The sequence below is a fragment of the Proteus sp. HMSC14B05 genome (assembly GCF_001808035.1).
GTDB classification, from domain to species: Bacteria; Pseudomonadota; Gammaproteobacteria; order Enterobacterales; family Enterobacteriaceae; genus Proteus; species Proteus mirabilis.
The window spans coordinates 44,748-60,890 of record NZ_KV791994.1 but is presented as its reverse complement, the minus strand read 5'-3'; the positions used below and the strand labels follow the sequence as shown (position 1 = coordinate 60,890).

Annotated in this window: 14 protein-coding genes and 1 tRNA gene; 11 read left to right on the top strand and 4 right to left on the bottom strand. The window is 37.4% G+C overall.

What is annotated here, in order from left to right; genetic code table 11:
- The first annotated feature begins 296 nt into the window (after positions 1-296).
- Positions 297-626: a YceK/YidQ family lipoprotein gene (locus HMPREF3129_RS11705; RefSeq protein WP_004246836.1), complete on the top strand. Its 330-nt coding sequence runs from the start codon at positions 297-299 to the stop codon at positions 624-626.
- 57 nt (positions 627-683) lie between these two features.
- Here the strand turns inward: HMPREF3129_RS11705 and HMPREF3129_RS11700 are convergent, their stop codons facing one another.
- Positions 684-986 (bottom strand): DUF5339 family protein, encoded by a 303-nt coding sequence (locus HMPREF3129_RS11700; RefSeq protein WP_004246838.1) that lies wholly within the window; start codon positions 984-986, stop codon positions 684-686.
- Between the two features lie 299 nt (positions 987-1,285).
- Between HMPREF3129_RS11700 and HMPREF3129_RS11695 the strand changes: the two genes are divergently transcribed.
- The 10 genes from HMPREF3129_RS11695 (at position 1,286) to HMPREF3129_RS11650 (ending at position 13,942) form a co-directional block, all read left to right on the top strand.
- Positions 1,286-1,362, top strand: a tRNA-Pro gene (locus HMPREF3129_RS11695).
- A 226-nt stretch (positions 1,363-1,588) separates the two neighbouring features.
- Positions 1,589-3,271 carry a ShlB/FhaC/HecB family hemolysin secretion/activation protein gene (locus HMPREF3129_RS11690; RefSeq protein WP_036919256.1) on the top strand — a complete coding sequence of 561 codons (1,683 nt, stop codon included), beginning with the start codon at positions 1,589-1,591 and terminating at the stop codon, positions 3,269-3,271.
- 522 nt (positions 3,272-3,793) lie between these two features.
- The gene (dppA, locus tag HMPREF3129_RS11685) at positions 3,794-5,401 is read left to right on the top strand and encodes a dipeptide ABC transporter periplasmic-binding protein DppA (protein ID WP_004249098.1); all 1,608 of its coding nucleotides are present in this window, start codon (positions 3,794-3,796) and stop codon (positions 5,399-5,401) included.
- A gap of 169 nt (positions 5,402-5,570) precedes the next feature.
- Positions 5,571-6,590 carry a dipeptide ABC transporter permease DppB gene (gene dppB, locus HMPREF3129_RS11680; RefSeq protein ID WP_036919253.1) on the top strand — a complete coding sequence of 340 codons (1,020 nt, stop codon included), beginning with the start codon at positions 5,571-5,573 and terminating at the stop codon, positions 6,588-6,590.
- Positions 6,591-6,600: 10 nt separating this feature from the next.
- Positions 6,601-7,503 (top strand): dipeptide ABC transporter permease DppC, encoded by a 903-nt coding sequence (gene dppC / locus HMPREF3129_RS11675; RefSeq protein ID WP_004249100.1) that lies wholly within the window; start codon positions 6,601-6,603, stop codon positions 7,501-7,503.
- Positions 7,504-7,515: 12 nt separating this feature from the next.
- Entirely contained in the window at positions 7,516-8,499 is a 984-nt protein-coding gene (gene dppD, locus HMPREF3129_RS11670) for a dipeptide ABC transporter ATP-binding protein (protein WP_004250066.1), read from the top strand.
- Positions 8,492-9,493, top strand: a complete 1,002-nt coding sequence (gene dppF / locus HMPREF3129_RS11665; protein ID WP_036919249.1) for a dipeptide ABC transporter ATP-binding subunit DppF — start codon at positions 8,492-8,494, stop codon at positions 9,491-9,493. Before dppD ends, dppF begins: the two co-directional genes overlap by 8 nt.
- Positions 9,494-9,619: 126 nt before the next feature.
- Entirely contained in the window at positions 9,620-11,314 is a 1,695-nt protein-coding gene (locus HMPREF3129_RS11660; protein WP_070487042.1) for a two-partner secretion domain-containing protein, read from the top strand.
- A 232-nt stretch (positions 11,315-11,546) separates the two neighbouring features.
- Entirely contained in the window at positions 11,547-12,257 is a 711-nt protein-coding gene (locus tag HMPREF3129_RS11655) for a HAMP domain-containing protein (protein WP_004246847.1), read from the top strand.
- 185 nt (positions 12,258-12,442) lie between these two features.
- Entirely contained in the window at positions 12,443-13,942 is a 1,500-nt protein-coding gene (locus HMPREF3129_RS11650) for a M16 family metallopeptidase (RefSeq protein WP_223302903.1), read from the top strand.
- Between the two features lie 92 nt (positions 13,943-14,034).
- On the opposite strand, the gene HMPREF3129_RS11645 is transcribed toward HMPREF3129_RS11650, so the two are convergent.
- From HMPREF3129_RS11645 to HMPREF3129_RS11635, 3 genes are all read right to left on the bottom strand, one after another.
- Positions 14,035-14,241 (bottom strand): 2-hydroxymuconate tautomerase family protein, encoded by a 207-nt coding sequence (locus HMPREF3129_RS11645; RefSeq protein ID WP_004246849.1) that lies wholly within the window; start codon positions 14,239-14,241, stop codon positions 14,035-14,037.
- Positions 14,242-14,320: 79 nt separating this feature from the next.
- A complete protein-coding gene (gene yhjD, locus HMPREF3129_RS11640; RefSeq protein ID WP_004246850.1) occupies positions 14,321-15,343 on the bottom strand; it encodes an inner membrane protein YhjD in 1,023 nt (340 codons plus the stop codon).
- Positions 15,344-15,619: 276 nt separating this feature from the next.
- Entirely contained in the window at positions 15,620-16,012 is a 393-nt protein-coding gene (locus HMPREF3129_RS11635; RefSeq protein ID WP_004246851.1) for a DUF1090 domain-containing protein, read from the bottom strand.
- Between the last annotated feature and the right edge of the window lie 131 nt (positions 16,013-16,143).

Here is a 16,143-nt window from a genome sequence, read left to right as displayed (position 1 = left end):
ACGCTGTGTCTTATTGCACAAATTCAGCATATATAACGATCAAAAAAATAAAAAAGATAAATATTCAGTTAAAATATTTATTTAAAATGAATAGGGTTGAATTTTAATATCAGTGAAACATAATAATTTATAACATCAGAATTATTATATAAAATGAGTTTATTTTTAGATTAAATTAATTACCTGTGTTATTAAAAATAAACCCCTTAGATCTTCTTTTTCTTGTCCTAACAAGGAAAACAGGTTTAACTATGTAATAAAGGTGTTTAACCCTAACGGCTTTTTATAGGTGCTCTATGAGATCCATAATCATTAACAAGTTAATACTAGCGACGTTTATGCTATCACTGACAGGGTGCTCAAGTGTTATGACGCATGCAGGCCCTAATAACGAGCTTTATTCAGGAACAAAAAATAACGTTAATATGCTTTCTGATGATGAAACAGGGTGGGCAATGAAACCGTTAGTTATTCTTGATCTTCCTTTTAGTGCGTTATTAGATACTTTATTGCTTCCTTATGATTATTATACACAACATGATGACAACAGTGATAATTCACCTAAAGAAAGGATAAAAAAATTAGGTAGCACTAATGATACACTTAATACTGGAAATAAAACCTAATTATTATAAATAAGACTAAATATAATCACTTATTTATTATTTAGTCATTATTTATATTTATTTTTTTGCTGTAGCTTCTTTTGGACCAAACATCTTGTTAAGGTTATCAAGCTCTTGCATTCCTTTTTCACAAATTGCTTTTTGCTCTTTTAGGGTGGAAGAACTGATCAACTTTTTATTTTGTTCAAAATTACCTTTTATTTCAGGCATGTTCTGTTTTAAGTCATCTCTAGTAGCAATATATTGTAAGAATTTATCGGCTTCTTTAAAGTAAACCCGACAAGTTTGTGATGTAGCCGCTTGGACTGAAAATGTGGTGACGAATAAAAGTAATGTGCTAATGCCCCAACGTGATTTCATGCTCTAAATTCACCTAACTGATTTGACATAGGGTAATTATATAAAAAGTGCATGAAATAAACGATAACAATAAAGAATAAATTTGTCATTTTTCATGATGTTTTCTGATAACTGTAAAGAAAAATAGCTGTTTCATATAACTTAAGTAAAAGTAGGGTTTATGATGCGGTTAATTTCAGCAATAGTGCTAATAAAAAGTTAAAAATCAGTCGTTTTGGTTGAAAACCATACGAACAGTTGGGAGATAAGAAAAAAGTATTGACGCTTTGGCTTTCTGGCAGTAAGATGCACCTCGTTTTCGGCGAGTAGCGCAGCCTGGTAGCGCAACTGGTTTGGGACCAGTGGGTCGGAGGTTCGAATCCTCTCTCGCCGACCATATTTAGAAACCCCGCTTTTTTAAAGCGGGGTTTTGTCGTTTTAAGGCATCTCTTTATAAATAATCGCTTATGATTTTTTACTCTCTGATCTGATAAGTCGACATAGTTGCATTATTGGTAACTGTGTAGGTAAGTCAGAGTAAAAAGACGGTTTTTATAAATCTTTTTTATTTCTCTTTACATATACATAGCACTCCTATTTCCGGTGATAAGAGTGTAAATTGAATGCGTATTGAGTTGTCTATTTTAATCTATTGTATTTTATGGTTTTGTGCTTTTTTTTCTGTAGCGAATGAAAGTCATATCGATCCCCCTGTACCAGTAGATTTACCGACAGAAACACAACTTAGAGATCAATTACTACAACAAAATGACAATGTCTCTTTAGTGAACTTAGCACCACAAAATAAAAGGGAATTTATCACACCTTCTGTGCATTGTTTTTCAATCAAACAGGTAAAACTCCATCATCTCGATGAGTTTTCTTCCTCATCACTGCAACGCCAAGTGGCAAAATGGCAAGCTGAATTAGTTGGGCATTGTCAGTCACAGGCATTGTTAGAACAAGATATCAATATTCTGAATGCGCTGCTTTATGATGCAGGTTATGTGACCAGTGAGGTGGGTAAAGTTGATCTTTATGCCGATGACGAGGTATTGGATATCACATTAAATGTCGGGAGAGTGCAAGACATTGTTTCCGAAGCCCCGACAGATAAACGCTATTTGATTTCACAGGCAGTGCCTGTCAAAAAAGGTGATGTTTTAAACGTTAAAGATATTGAACAGGGGGCTGACAATTTCAGATCCCGTCCTAATAGTAATGTCAAAATTCAGATAGAACCCTCGTCAAAAGAACATGAGTCAATTATTTCTCTTTCTCAAGTGGGAAAAAGGACAATGGCAGGCTCGGTATCGATTGATAATAAGGAGCAGAAAATTTACGGAGATCTATTTGGTACTACAAGGCTAAGCTTTGGTAATCTAGCGCAACTTAATGATACTTTAATGGTTATTCTTTCAAGTCAACTCGATACCTTAAAATCAAGAGGCATCAAAAAGCAGATCTTTTTATGGCAAGTACCTTATCATTATTGGCGTGCGACATTATTTGGTTATGATATTGGTTCAAAAATGAGAGTCTCTGAAACGACAAAAGAGTTACAAAAAACGCGTCAACAGCTTCTTTCTTTTGAGATCCAGCGCCAATTTAGACCTTCAACACAGCGTACGGTGACTTTAAGTGGTGGAATACAATATTACACTTATCGCAATGAAGTGTCAGGCTATCGCTTATCAGTCCATGAGCGTCGCAGTCCTTATATTAATGCGGGTATTGAGCAAAATTATCGCTTTATGAGAGGGGGTTTCCTTAATGCTAAACTTCATTATAAGCAGAGTATTTTTATTCCTGGCGCAAGACTATCACCGATAGATTCCCTTAATGGTGTACCCATTTTTAATCTTAATTTTGATGCATTAATTCCTTTTAAAATCACTTCACAGCAATTTTTTTATCAACCAGAAATGATATTTCAACTGACTCGCTCAGATATTGATGGATTACTTGATAAAGCAACCATTGGTGGTCTGTATAGCGTGTATGGTTTTGAGTCCGGCAAAGGTTATTCTGATGCCAATCAGTTTGTTTCCCGGCATAAGGTTACTTGGCTTACACCCTTGAATAACCAAATGCTATTTTCCGCCATAGATTATGGTTCCGTTTCAGAAGATAGAAAAAACATTTTTTATAATAAAAATAAATATTTAGTTGGTGCGGCAATAGGATTAGAAGGTAGCTTTAAGAAACTAAGTTATCAGTTAGTATGGAGCATACCGTTATCAGCCCCTTCTAGTCGAGAAGCGACAGGATCGCAGTTTAATTTTAATACCCAATTTAACTTCTGATTATGGAGGTTGATTTTATATTTTTTACTACTGTTTTTATAAATTATTTAATAATTAACTATAGATTATTGGCTTATATAGCATACTAGTAGTCAAAGAGAGAAAAAGGTATTTTTCTCTCTTTGGATTAACGGAGTATTGCGCTGATTATCTTCTATATACTGGTGTTATTCTTCACTACTAACAGAATAAACCACCCACTTCTTTGTTTCATTTCAATATATTCGTTTAATATTTAAGCGTTCAATCACAAAATATCGTTTTTTTTTAAATAGTCATTTAACTTAAGACTTACTTAATGTGTGGTTTAATTCTCTACCATTAAATCAATTTGTCCAATTTTTATCCTGTAATTGTTTGGTATTTGTTTCGTTTATGTTTGCAACTTGTTCATTTTGGCGTAAAGCCCCTTATTGACGGAAATGAATACAGTTGGTTAATTGAACAATGACAAAATAAAAAGGTATTCCGTTTTTAAACAGGAAACCAAAAAACACAACAGAATAATGACGGAGAATAATGATGAGAAGCTCCAAAAAACAGACAGGGTTGCTAACCGCTACAATCGGCTTACTCGCTTTGGCTATTTCAGCAGGTGTGCAAGCGAAAACATTAGTGTACTGTTCAGAAGGCTCACCGGAAGGATTTAACCCCCAACTATTTACCTCAGGTACGACTTATGACGCAAGTTCAGTACCGCTTTATGATCGCTTAGTTGAGTTTAAACTCGGTACCACAGAAATTACTCCCGGCTTAGCTGAAAGTTGGGAAGTGAGTGATGATGGTAAGGTGTATACTTTCCATTTACGTAAAGGGGTTAGTTGGCATAGCAACAAAGAGTTTAAGCCCACTCGTGAATTTAACGCAGATGATGTGATATATACATTTATGCGTCAAATGGACCCAAATCATCCTTATCATAAAGTCTCTGGTGGAAGTTATGAATATTTCACCGGGATGGATATGAATAACATGATCGAGAAGATCGAAAAAGTGGATGACAATACGGTTCGTTTTGTACTTACCCGTTCAGAAGCGCCTTTCTTGGCTGATATGGCAATGGACTTCGCATCTATTCTTTCTGCCGAGTATGCAGATAATATGATGAAAGCAGGGACTCCTGAGAAAGTGGATCTCAATCCTATTGGTACGGGACCTTTCCAACTGCAACAATATCAAAAAGACTCACGTATTCTTTATAAAGCGAACGATAAATATTGGGGGAAAAAACCTGATATAGATCGTTTAGTTTTCTCTATTACGCCAGATGCTTCAGTTCGTTATGCCAAATTACAAAAGAACGAATGTCAGGCAATGCCTTACCCAAATCCTGCTGATATCGCCAAGATGAAACAAAATAAAGATATCCAGCTACTGGAACAACCCGGATTAAACGTGGGGTATATCTCTTTTAATGTGGAGAAAAAACCGCTCGATAACCAAAAAGTACGCCAAGCATTAAGTATGGCTGTGAATAAAGACGCCATTATTGAAGCTGTCTATCAAGGTGCAGGTCAGAAAGCGAAGAATCTTATTCCACCGACAATGTGGGGTTATAACGATGATATCGTCGATTATGAATATAACCCTGAAAAAGCCAAAGCATTGCTAAAAGAGGCCGGCCTTGCAGATGGCTTTACTATCGATTTATGGGCGATGCCAGTGCAACGGCCATATAACCCTAATGCTCGCCGTATGGCTGAAATGGTACAAGCTGACTGGGAAAAAATTGGTGTGAAAACCAAGATCGTCAGTTATGAGTGGGGTGAATATCTGAAACGTGCTAAATCAGGTGAACACCAAGCTGTGATGATGGGCTGGACGGGAGATAACGGTGATCCTGATAACTTTTTTGCCACACTGTTTAGTTGCGCTGCGAAAGAGCAAGGCTCTAACTACTCGAAATGGTGTTATAAGCCGTTTGAAGATCTGATCCAGCCTGCGCGGATCACGGCAGATCACGATAAGCGTGTTGAGTTATATAAGCAAGCTCAAGTGGTGATGCATGACCAAGCGCCAGCACTGATTATTGCTCACTCCACGGTATATGAACCAATCAGTAAAAAAGTAGAGAACTATGTGGTCGACCCATTAGGTAAACACCACTTTAATAATGTCTCTCTAAAATAGTCGTGATATTAACGAGCTGAGTTATCTTTACCACGGTACTTCTCTGAGCGTTTAGAGAAGTACCGCTATCCAATAATAATCAATACATTCAGTACACTGTGAGCGCAGGGGCTTTCCCCTGATTTATCAGCGCTATCTTTTAGCTGATGTGTAAAAAGAGAATTAGGATATGCTGCAATTTATCCTTCAGCGTTTGGGGCTCGTGATCCCAACGTTTATCGGAATTACGTTATTAACCTTTATTTTTGTCCATCTTATTCCGGGTGATCCGGTCATGATTATGGCGGGAGAGCGTGGATTATCACCAGAGCGTCACGCTTATTTAATGGCGGAATTAGGACTAGATAAACCGCTATGGCAACAATATTTAAATTACCTTAACGGCATTATGCACGGTGATTTAGGTATTTCACTAAAAAGTCGTATTCCTGTCTGGGATGAATTTTTGCCACGATTTAAAGCAACCTTAGAGCTAGGTATTTGTGCCATGATTTTTGCTGTTTCAGTGGGCATTCCCGTTGGGGTGCTTGCGGCAGTAAAACGAGGTTCTATTTTTGATCATACGGCAATCAGTGTGTCACTTGCAGGATATTCTATGCCTATCTTCTGGTGGGGGATCATGCTGATTATGCTCGTTTCAGTGAAGCTTGATCTAACACCTGTATCAGGCCGATTGGCGGATAGTGTCTTTCTAGATGATAGCTATCCACTAACGGGATTTATGTTGATTGATACGCTCTTTTGGGGGGAAGAAGGTGGTTTTCTTGATGCGCTACACCATATTATTTTACCGGCCATTGTGCTTGGGACTATTCCATTAGCGGTTATTGTGCGCATGACGCGTTCGGCAATGTTGGAAGTATTGGGAGAAGACTATATTCGCACTGCCAGAGCAAAAGGATTAAGTCGTGCACGAGTGATTTTGATCCATGCATTACGTAACGCAATGTTACCTGTTGTGACGGTGATTGGTTTACAAGTTGGTACGATGCTAGCCGGAGCGATACTGACAGAAACTATTTTTTCATGGCCGGGGTTAGGTCGCTGGTTAATTGATGCTCTACAACGTCGAGACTACCCTGTTGTTCAAGGGGGAGTATTGCTCATTGCCACTATGATCATTTTCGTGAATCTATTAGTGGATGTGCTATATGGCATTGTTAACCCACGTATCCGTCATAAGAAATAAGGAGTGCATCATGGCTGAAAATAACGTAACACCGGTCATTAGTGCACCGGTGCCAATGACCCCCTTTCAAGAGTTTTGGCACTATTTCAAACAAAATAAAGGGGCGGTTGTTGGCTTAATTTATATTGTCATTATGCTGTTGATAGCGGCCCTTGCAGGCGTTTTAGCGCCTCATGCACCTAATGAGCAGTTTCGTGAGTTTCTTCTAACGCCCCCTGTATGGCAAGAAGGAGGAAGCTGGAGTTTTATTTTAGGTACTGATGATGTTGGGCGGGATATTCTCTCTCGCTTAATGTATGGTGCGCGTCTTTCATTACTCGTTGGTTGCATTGTCGTTATACTTTCACTGATTTTAGGCATTATTTTAGGTTTAATGGCCGGCTATTTTGGTGGCATCGTTGATATCGCCATTATGCGCGTAGTCGATATTATGCTGGCATTACCCAGTCTTTTATTAGCATTAGTGTTAGTGGCTATTTTTGGGCCTTCGATTATTAATGCTTCAATCGCTTTAACCTTTGTTGCCCTACCTCATTATGTTCGACTGACGCGTGCGGCAGTGTTAACAGAAATTAACCGTGATTATGTTGTGGCGTCTCGTGTTGCGGGAGCAGGCTCTATACGCCAAATGTTTATCAATATCTTGCCTAACTGCCTTGCTCCTTTAATTGTGCAAGCCTCTTTAGGTTTTTCTAATGCCATCTTAGATATGGCTGCCTTAGGTTTTTTGGGAATGGGCGCACAGCCACCGACACCAGAATGGGGAACCATGTTATCTGATGTACTGCAATTTACCCAAAGTGCATGGTGGGTAGTGACTTTTCCGGGGTTAGCTATTTTGTTGACGGTTTTAGCCTTTAACTTAATGGGTGACGGTCTACGAGATGCACTCGATCCAAAATTAAAGCAGTAACGGAGTAAGAGCATGGCGTTATTAAATATAAATCAATTATCAGTTCACTTTGGTGATGAAGATACTCCGTTTAAAGCGGTAGACCGGATCAGTTATCAAGTAGAAGAAGGTCAAGTAGTGGGCATTGTTGGCGAGTCAGGCTCAGGGAAATCAGTCAGTTCATTAGCGATTATGGGGCTTATTGATTTTCCCGGTCGAGTATCAGCACAAGCCTTGCAATTTGATGGACGTGATCTGATGCAAATTTCTGAATCTGAACGTCGTGATTTGGTTGGTGCTGAGGTTGCCATGATATTTCAAGATCCGATGACAAGCCTTAACCCTTGTTTTACGGTCGGTTATCAAATTATGGAGGCCCTCAAAGTTCATCAAGGAGGAAGTCATCGTACGCGTAAACAGCGGGCGATTGATCTATTAACGCTGGTGGGTATTCCTGATCCCGCATCACGTTTAAATGTTTATCCTCATCAACTGTCGGGTGGGATGAGCCAACGGGTGATGATTGCGATGGCAATTGCTTGCCAACCTAAATTATTGATTGCTGATGAGCCAACCACTGCGCTTGATGTCACCATTCAAGCGCAAATTATCGAGCTATTACTTGAATTACAAAAACAAGAAAATATGGCATTAGTGTTAATTACTCATGATTTGGCATTAGTCGCAGAAGCTGCAGATACCATTATTGTGATGTATGCAGGGCAAGTTGTTGAATCAGGCCTCGCAACAGAAATTTTCAAAGCGCCTCGCCATCCTTATACCCAAGCTTTATTAAAAGCATTACCTGAATTTGCGAGTGATAAAGCTCGGCTTGAGTCATTACCGGGCGTGGTTCCGGGACGTTATGATAGACCGATGGGATGCTTACTTAATCCTCGTTGCCCCTATGCACAGGATACTTGTTTTCAGATAGAGCCCGAATTGAAAGAGATGGGTAAACATCGAGTGAAATGTCATACACCATTGGATGATACAGGGAGACCAACATATGGCTAATGTTAATCCGAATACTGCCGTGCCTTTATTAAAAGCGGTTAATCTTGCCAAATATTACAGCGTTAAAGGTGGACTTTTTGCGAAGGAAAAAACCGTTAAGGCACTAGATGGCGTCTCTTTTGAGCTCGAGCGAGGAAAAACATTAGCCGTGGTTGGGGAGTCTGGCTGTGGTAAGTCAACCTTAGGTCGATTATTAACGATGATTGAAGTACCAACCTCAGGAGAGCTTTCATATCAAGGGCAAAATTTATTAGTTAAAGATAAATCAGCGGAAAAATTACGGCGCCAAAAGATCCAAATTGTCTTTCAAAATCCTTATGGATCATTAAATCCACGTAAGAAAGTGGGGCAAATATTAGAAGAGCCTCTATTAATTAATACCACGTTAAGTGCACAAGATCGTAAAGAAAAAGTACTTTCTATGATGGCGAAAGTAGGTTTAAAGGCTGAGCACTATAGTCGTTATCCGCATATGTTTTCAGGAGGACAACGCCAACGTATTGCTATCGCCCGTGGTTTAATGCTTGAACCTGATATTGTGGTTGCTGATGAGCCTGTATCTGCCCTAGACGTTTCTGTGCGAGCTCAGGTGCTTAATTTAATGATGGATCTCCAGCAAGAGATGGGACTTTCTTATGTTTTTATTTCCCATGATCTTTCCGTTGTTGAACATATTGCAGATGAAGTGGTGGTGATGTATTTAGGGCGCTGTGTTGAAAAGGGCACTAAAGCACAGATATTTGAAAACCCACAACATCCTTACACCCAAGCGTTATTATCAGCAACACCAAGATTAACACCGACATTAAGGCGAGAGAGAATTAAATTAACGGGTGAATTACCTAGTCCGTTAAATCCACCACCAGGATGTGCTTTTGCTGCTCGTTGTCGGCGCGCATTTGGAATGTGTACACAATTACAACCGACTTTAAAAGAGTATCATGGGCAGTTAATTGCTTGTTTTGCCGTAGAGCAAGATCACGGCGAGTTTTAATCAATAGATTGATAAATTTGGTTTATAAAATAAGAACAATGATATTATATGTTGTTCTTATTTTTATATGACTAGCGTTTCTTATTATTTAGTCTCCCTTTAAATTTACTAAATAAAAGGGACGTTATGTTTTATAAAAAATTGCCATCATTAAATCTTCTAGTTATCTCTATTTCATTTGCTTTTATACATAATAGTGCAGTAGCCAATAACGTTATTGTAGATGCAGGAAAATCTGCAAACACAACAGTGAGCAAGAATGGAGATGGTTCAGAAACTATTTCTATCAACAAAGCAAACGATATGAATTTATCAGTTAACTATTTTGAACAATTTAATGTTGGAAAAGAAGGCGTTAATATTGATAATAGCGAGGCAAAAGCAAAAGTTATTCTTAACGAAGTGACTTCAAAAAAAACGAGTTCATTAGAGGGTAAAATCTCTGTTTTAGGACAAAATGCAGAATTGATTATCGCCAATCCAAATGGAATTGATTGCTACGGATGTCAATTTTCAGGTTCAGATAAGGTGATGTTAATTTCAGGGAAGTTAGATAGTATTACAGGCAAAAAAATTTACTTATCAGATGGTTATGTTAATCTAAAGAATGTTAATAATTTCAATGAAAAACAAATAATCAATGTTTTTTCTAATCGTATTAATATATTGGGTAAAAATAAAATCCCAGTTTTTAATGTGATCAATGGCTATGAAACGGTTAGTTTTGTTGATTATGATTGGAAAGGTGACCAAGGAAAAGAGCTATCTAAAGATAACCAAGAAGGTCTCTCTATTTTAGAAAATAGTTCATTAAAAACAGATCTTTTCTCTCTACAAGGTGGCATTTTTAATCTTGATGGGGATTTAATCACTAAAAAAATCAATATCATTCGTAATAAAGAAATTAATGCTAATGAAAAATCAGTATTCGGAATTATTAATAAAAAAAATGAATTTAGAGCATATAATGAAGTAGATCTAATGTTCATGTTAGCATCTATGAAGTTATATTTTCTTGAAATAGATGCAAAAAAATCAGCTGAAATAGCATTAGAATTAGAGGCATTAGAAGAAAAAATAATGGAGTTAGAGCCTCATAATATACATAAAAATAGACTAAAGAAAATAAGAGAACTAGCTACTGAAGCTAGGAGAGTTGCTGATCAACAGCAAGCAGAATATAACAAGATCCAGAGTGCTGTTCTTAAAATCGATGAAGCTAAACAAGCAGAAAAAAGAAAGTTGGAGGCTGAGGGTAAAGAAATAGGATCAGCACTTCAATATATAGAAAGTGACAATATTAACTTTAAAGGTAAACTAGCTATTATAAATAGCGAAGTTTTATTTAATGGGAGAAATATTAATGTTGATATTGATAAAACAACTTCTTATGTCAGAAATTCTGGTGTCTCATTTAATGCCCATCAAGATAATAACTACTCGGGTAGATTTGCGCTGAGAAATAGCAGTATCAGATTTTTAGGTTATCGAAATATCCCGATAGGAGATGGTAACGACAATAATAGCTTAGATAAAAATAAGCTTAATGATATTAATTTAAATAAACTATCTATGCTTGGTTTTGGTCAAATTTTTGCACATGGAGATAACATAAATATAACAGATGTTAAATTTAAAGAAACTCTTTCAGATGATGGATTAAGCAAAACTTATATAGATTTGATAGCTGATAATGAAATTAATATTAAAGGTCAGTTTAAAACTTCTTTAATTAATGAATATAGCTTATTTAAGTTCGCTAGCAAGATAACGGAGAATGATAAGGTTATTTTCGATATTAATCCACATAAAACTAAATAATTTAAATGATGATATTTAATAATAACAATTAAAAGAGTAATAAAATTATCATCTAAAAAAGATGAATATTATCTGGCTATTTGTGTTTATAGCCAGATAATTCTTTTTATTGATTTTAACCTGAGTAGAGATGCAGGCTTTCGTGTGTTTTTTCTTTATTGATTGTGATACATAATCGAAAAAATACAGTATAATCACCGTTGTTCAAGCATGGTTACTGGAAATAGCACTGATGAAACCTCATCTCAAACGTTCACTAACAATCAAACAGATGGCAGCTGTTGCAGGTGTCACGTTGGTGACTATTGCTATTTTTATTAGTATTCAGCTTGTTTATTTGATTGATCAACGCCGAGAAGATTATCAAAATCAGCTATTTAATGCGGCAGTCAGTATACAACAACCGCTGGCTGATGCGCTATTGCGTTCAGATTTAAATGATGCCAAACAACTGATCATTAGTTTAAAAACGACCGGGATACTGGGTAAAGCGATTGTGACACAACCCGAAAATGTTCAGGTGATGAACTTAGATTTTGCACCGAAAAAATCAGTTTCTCAATTTTCACGTTGGCTGTTTGGCATCCCTGTTGAAGTGACTATCCCTTTACAGCCTTTAGGTATTACCTCCGCTGACGATAAAGCCTATACCAGTCATCTTATTTTACAGGCAGATACTAACCGTTTTTATCGTTTTGCGAGTAATACTGTCGCACTGATGTTGACGACTTATTTATTAATGGGTCTTATCCTCACTATTGCAATTAGCTGGTGTATTAATCGTATTATGGTAAAACCGTTGCGCCACATTGCTGTGACTCTTAATAAAAGTAATCAGGTTTCGATGTTGTCGTGTTCAGAATCTCATCGTGATGATGAGATTGGTTTGCTGATTAAAGGATATAATCAACAAAAATCTGATCAAAAAGAGTCAGATATCTGAACCTTCTTACACCACTATGACTCTAATCACGTGAGTGATTTTATTTTAGCGTTCTGTGGTGATAAAGATGACAACGCAACATACAGACATTTTACATCTAACATGTCTTCCGGCATTTATTGTTAAACCTCATAAGTGGTTTAATACCAAGGATTAATAAAACAGAGGTTCACATGCAGGGTGCAATGACACGAATTTTATTGGGAAGCGTTATATTCAGCGCTGCTATTTGTCAGGTTCAAGCTGAAGCACTGCAGCCTGATCCTGCTTGGCAAGAAGGGCGACTCGCAAATGGTTTCCAATGGCAAATTTTACAAACACCACAACGTCCAAATGATAGGATCCAAATTCGCTTATTAGTGAATACGGGCTCTTTATCAGAAAAGCGCAGTGAAACAGGGTTTTCATCTCTGGTGTCAAAACTGAATGTGTTAGAAAACACCGGATTAACACCAGAAAAACGCGATAATCTTTGGAAAAATGCATTCGATCCTGATTATCCATTGCCACCGATGATCGTCTCTTATGACTTTACGGTTTATAACTTAAGCTTGCCCAATAACCAGCCTGAATTATTAAAAGATGCCTTTGCATTATTGTCGGGTATAGCAAAACCGGCACAATATACAGAAGATGCGGTTCGAAATGCGATTCAATCACCGCTTCCGGTGGTGACTTTTCCCGCTAATATTGATGATCCTATCTGGCGTTCACGTCTAGAAGGCTCAAATCTAAAAGGCCATAATCCAGGTAAACCGGTTAATCATTCGGTAAATACAAAAGAGTTATCAGATTATCAACAGCGTTGGTATACCCCAGATATGATGACGTTATATATTGCCGGTAATGTTGATAATCGTATCTTAACCGAAAGTATTAATCAGGCATTTTCTTCTCTTGAAGGAAAACGCGTGACACCTGTGCCTGTGCCTGTTCTTGCCGATATGAAACCAGAAACATTGTATGTGCAAGAACCCATGCGAAAAAATGACCAAATCTCTCTTATTTGGGATCTAGATTGGTCACCAGTGAAAGATTCTGACACACTGAGCCGTTATTGGTTAAGTGATTTAGCGCGTGAAGTGATTTTTGTGCACTTAGGTCGTAGTCTCGAACAGCGTAAAGAAAAAGAAAGTACGCAAGTGAATATCGATTGTCGAGTGCAATATCAACGAGCCAGTTGCTCGTTAAATGTTGATACAGCAACGGCAAATATTCCTGCACTTGCCACTTGGGTGGGGGAAGAGCTTGGCGAATTACGTAATCAAGGTGTCAGTGATGAATTGTATCAAGATTTACTTCAAGAAAAGCAAATTCAACTCACTCAATTGTTTGCGCGTTATGCCAAAACAAGTACTTCTATCTTAATTAATCAGCGTTTATTGTCTCAGCAAAGCAATATTATTGATATTCCACCAGAGCAATATCAGCGTTTACGCCAAGCATTTTTAGCGGGTTTAACGAAAGAGATGTTAAATCAAGAGTTATCGAGAATTCTATCTGAGGATATCACTTTTGTATTAACGCAAAGTAGCGAGACGCCAACGGTAAACTTGGGTGAATTGCGTGTGCAATTTGAAAAGCAAGTTCACCCAGAAACAGCGAATAGCTCAAACACGGCTAAAACATCGTTAACTACTGGTGAAAAAGCTTCGGTGCAGGCAGATGCACAACAGACAAAATAGATAAGTAGTACGGCATTAACTTAATAAATAAAAGCTGGAAATAGCCTAACGCTATTTTCAGCTTTTTTATCGTTATATGTTAAACCGCTAGCTTATTTTTTTGCACTGGCACGTAAATCGGTTACTGTTTTACCACCTATCCCCCAGTTATCTGTATCAACTTCATCGATAACGACGACAGTTGTCGCAGGATTTTTGCCTAACACATCCACTAAAAGCTGTGTTGCCCCAGCAATTAATTGTTCTTTTTGTTCTGCTGTTGCACCTTCGCGGGTAATTTTAATATTAACGTATGGCATTTATTTTTCCTTATTACGTTTTACATTATTGATAGGTGGTTAATGCAGGGAATTAACCCTATCTCGTGAGGTTACAATTTTAGGTGATAGATTGCGTTTCACTCTTGTGTTTTTCTTTGCGCATATTAGGTCCATCTGTTGCAATCCAAGCGGCACAAAAGAGTGTTAGTCGTGCAAAAAAGTAGAAGAAAGCCATTAAACCAATCACAGAGCCAAAAGCTGCACCAGAAGGTGAACTGGCTAATCTAGGTAATAACCATGTCATCACCGACTTTAAGATCTCAAAGCCAATTGCGGCGATAAGCGTTCCTTTTAATAATGAGATACGTTTAGGTTGGTGACGAGGTAAGATCCACAATATCCACAAAAATAACAGATAATTGGCACTAATAGAGATAGTTAAACCAATGGTTGTCCAAGCAGGTGTGAGCCATTCAATACCATCTAAACCTAATGTATGCACAATCAATTTTTGTGCGGAGCCAGCAACGGAGGTTAGTGTAATAGTGATAACAAGTGCAACAAGTAAACCGATAAGGGCTAAAAAATCGCGAAAATAACGAAAGTAAATTTTTTCTTGATCTTCTTTGTTGCGTTCCCATATCGGGCGAGATTGAGCCAAAATGGCTTGGCGTAAGTTTCCGACCCAGTTAACACCAGAATACAAGGCGATGGCTAACCCTGTTAAACCTACGGTTGTACGTTGACGAACCGCAGTATCAATACTTTGTTGAACGGTTGAGGCTAAAGTTGGATCATCAATACTATTGGCAACTCCAGTAATTAATTTGGCCAACAAATCAGGGTTTGAAGCTAAAATAAAACCCGCACAAGCAAAAGAGAGCATTAATACGGGAATTAATGATAAAAATGAGAAGTAAGTGATAGCCGCACCAAACTGGTTTCCCATTCGGTCAGTAAAACGCTCTGCCGCTCGAATAAGGTGAGCAATAAAGGGAATGTTGGTAACAAAATTAGTGAATTTTATACCAATACCAATGGCTTTTTTTCCACCATGAAGCCCTTTTTCTAACCCATGCTTAATGGGCTGAGTCAGTTGAGTGTTTTTATTGGATGCCTTTTTCTGTGTCTCTTCTGACATATATCCTCTTTAATTAAATCAGTCCATTCTTAAGAATTGAGTACTATTATGATAATGATTATTGAAAAATAGCATAAGGTTATGCCTATTACATAACTTAATGCTTATTATCATTAGCTATCTATTAGGGTAGCAGAGTTGTCTGCTTTGGCTTAAGTATGATGATATTTTTAACAGTTATGCGCTTTTTATCTAAGCAAACCTATGATTAGCAGGTAGTTCGAATGAATAATAATTCCCATTATATGGCTTAACATAATGGGAATTTACGGGGCATTATTTTTTTGTGAGTAGCTCTAACTCTTCTTCAGCTGCTTTCAACTCAGCTTTTGCTTGCGCAAGTTTATCTTCTCTTTTAGTAATTTTATCGCGCTCTCCCTTAAGTTGTGCTTCTTTTAATTCTAATTCACGCTCTTTCACTTCCAGTTGTTTTTCACGTAATTCTAGGCGGGTATCTTCAACAACCTTTTCTGGAGTGCAATAACGTTCTACTTTATTAAGTGCTCGCTCTAAGCCTTGTACTCGATATTGATTACCATGCATTTTGGCATAGTCGATTTGTCGTTGAATATTCTGTTTTTTGATGTCACAACCATTAACCGCTGTTTCTGCTGATGCATAACTAGCTGTTAAACTAAGAATAATTGCAGTAAAAATATATTTTTTCATTCTATTCCTTTATCTGACTTAAGTTAAATATTGATTTATCATAACCTCTGCCTGCCAAGACTCAATGTTTCTTTTTCTTTCAATAAAGAAGTTCAGCTTTTTCTGATACACTTAGCTTATTCACTCTTTTC

Bases quoted from the DNA above. Each gene is read 5' to 3' on its own strand.
- HMPREF3129_RS11705 (WP_004246836.1), top strand. From the start codon at position 297: ATGAGATCCATAATCATTAACAAGTTAATACTAGCGACGTTTATGCTA.
- dppA (WP_004249098.1), top strand. From the start codon at position 3,794: ATGAGAAGCTCCAAAAAACAGACAGGGTTGCTAACCGCTACAATCGGC.
- dppB (WP_036919253.1), top strand. From the start codon at position 5,571: ATGCTGCAATTTATCCTTCAGCGTTTGGGGCTCGTGATCCCAACGTTT.
- HMPREF3129_RS11645 (WP_004246849.1), bottom strand. From the start codon at position 14,241: ATGCCATACGTTAATATTAAAATTACCCGCGAAGGTGCAACAGCAGAA.
- HMPREF3129_RS11700 (WP_004246838.1), bottom strand. From the start codon at position 986: ATGAAATCACGTTGGGGCATTAGCACATTACTTTTATTCGTCACCACA.
- HMPREF3129_RS11635 (WP_004246851.1), bottom strand. From the start codon at position 16,012: ATGAAAAAATATATTTTTACTGCAATTATTCTTAGTTTAACAGCTAGT.
- HMPREF3129_RS11655 (WP_004246847.1), top strand. From the start codon at position 11,547: ATGAAACCTCATCTCAAACGTTCACTAACAATCAAACAGATGGCAGCT.
- HMPREF3129_RS11690 (WP_036919256.1), top strand. From the start codon at position 1,589: ATGCGTATTGAGTTGTCTATTTTAATCTATTGTATTTTATGGTTTTGT.
- dppD (WP_004250066.1), top strand. From the start codon at position 7,516: ATGGCGTTATTAAATATAAATCAATTATCAGTTCACTTTGGTGATGAA.
- dppF (WP_036919249.1), top strand. From the start codon at position 8,492: ATGGCTAATGTTAATCCGAATACTGCCGTGCCTTTATTAAAAGCGGTT.
- HMPREF3129_RS11650 (WP_223302903.1), top strand. From the start codon at position 12,443: ATGACACGAATTTTATTGGGAAGCGTTATATTCAGCGCTGCTATTTGT.
- yhjD (WP_004246850.1), bottom strand. From the start codon at position 15,343: ATGTCAGAAGAGACACAGAAAAAGGCATCCAATAAAAACACTCAACTG.
- dppC (WP_004249100.1), top strand. From the start codon at position 6,601: ATGGCTGAAAATAACGTAACACCGGTCATTAGTGCACCGGTGCCAATG.
- HMPREF3129_RS11660 (WP_070487042.1), top strand. From the start codon at position 9,620: ATGTTTTATAAAAAATTGCCATCATTAAATCTTCTAGTTATCTCTATT.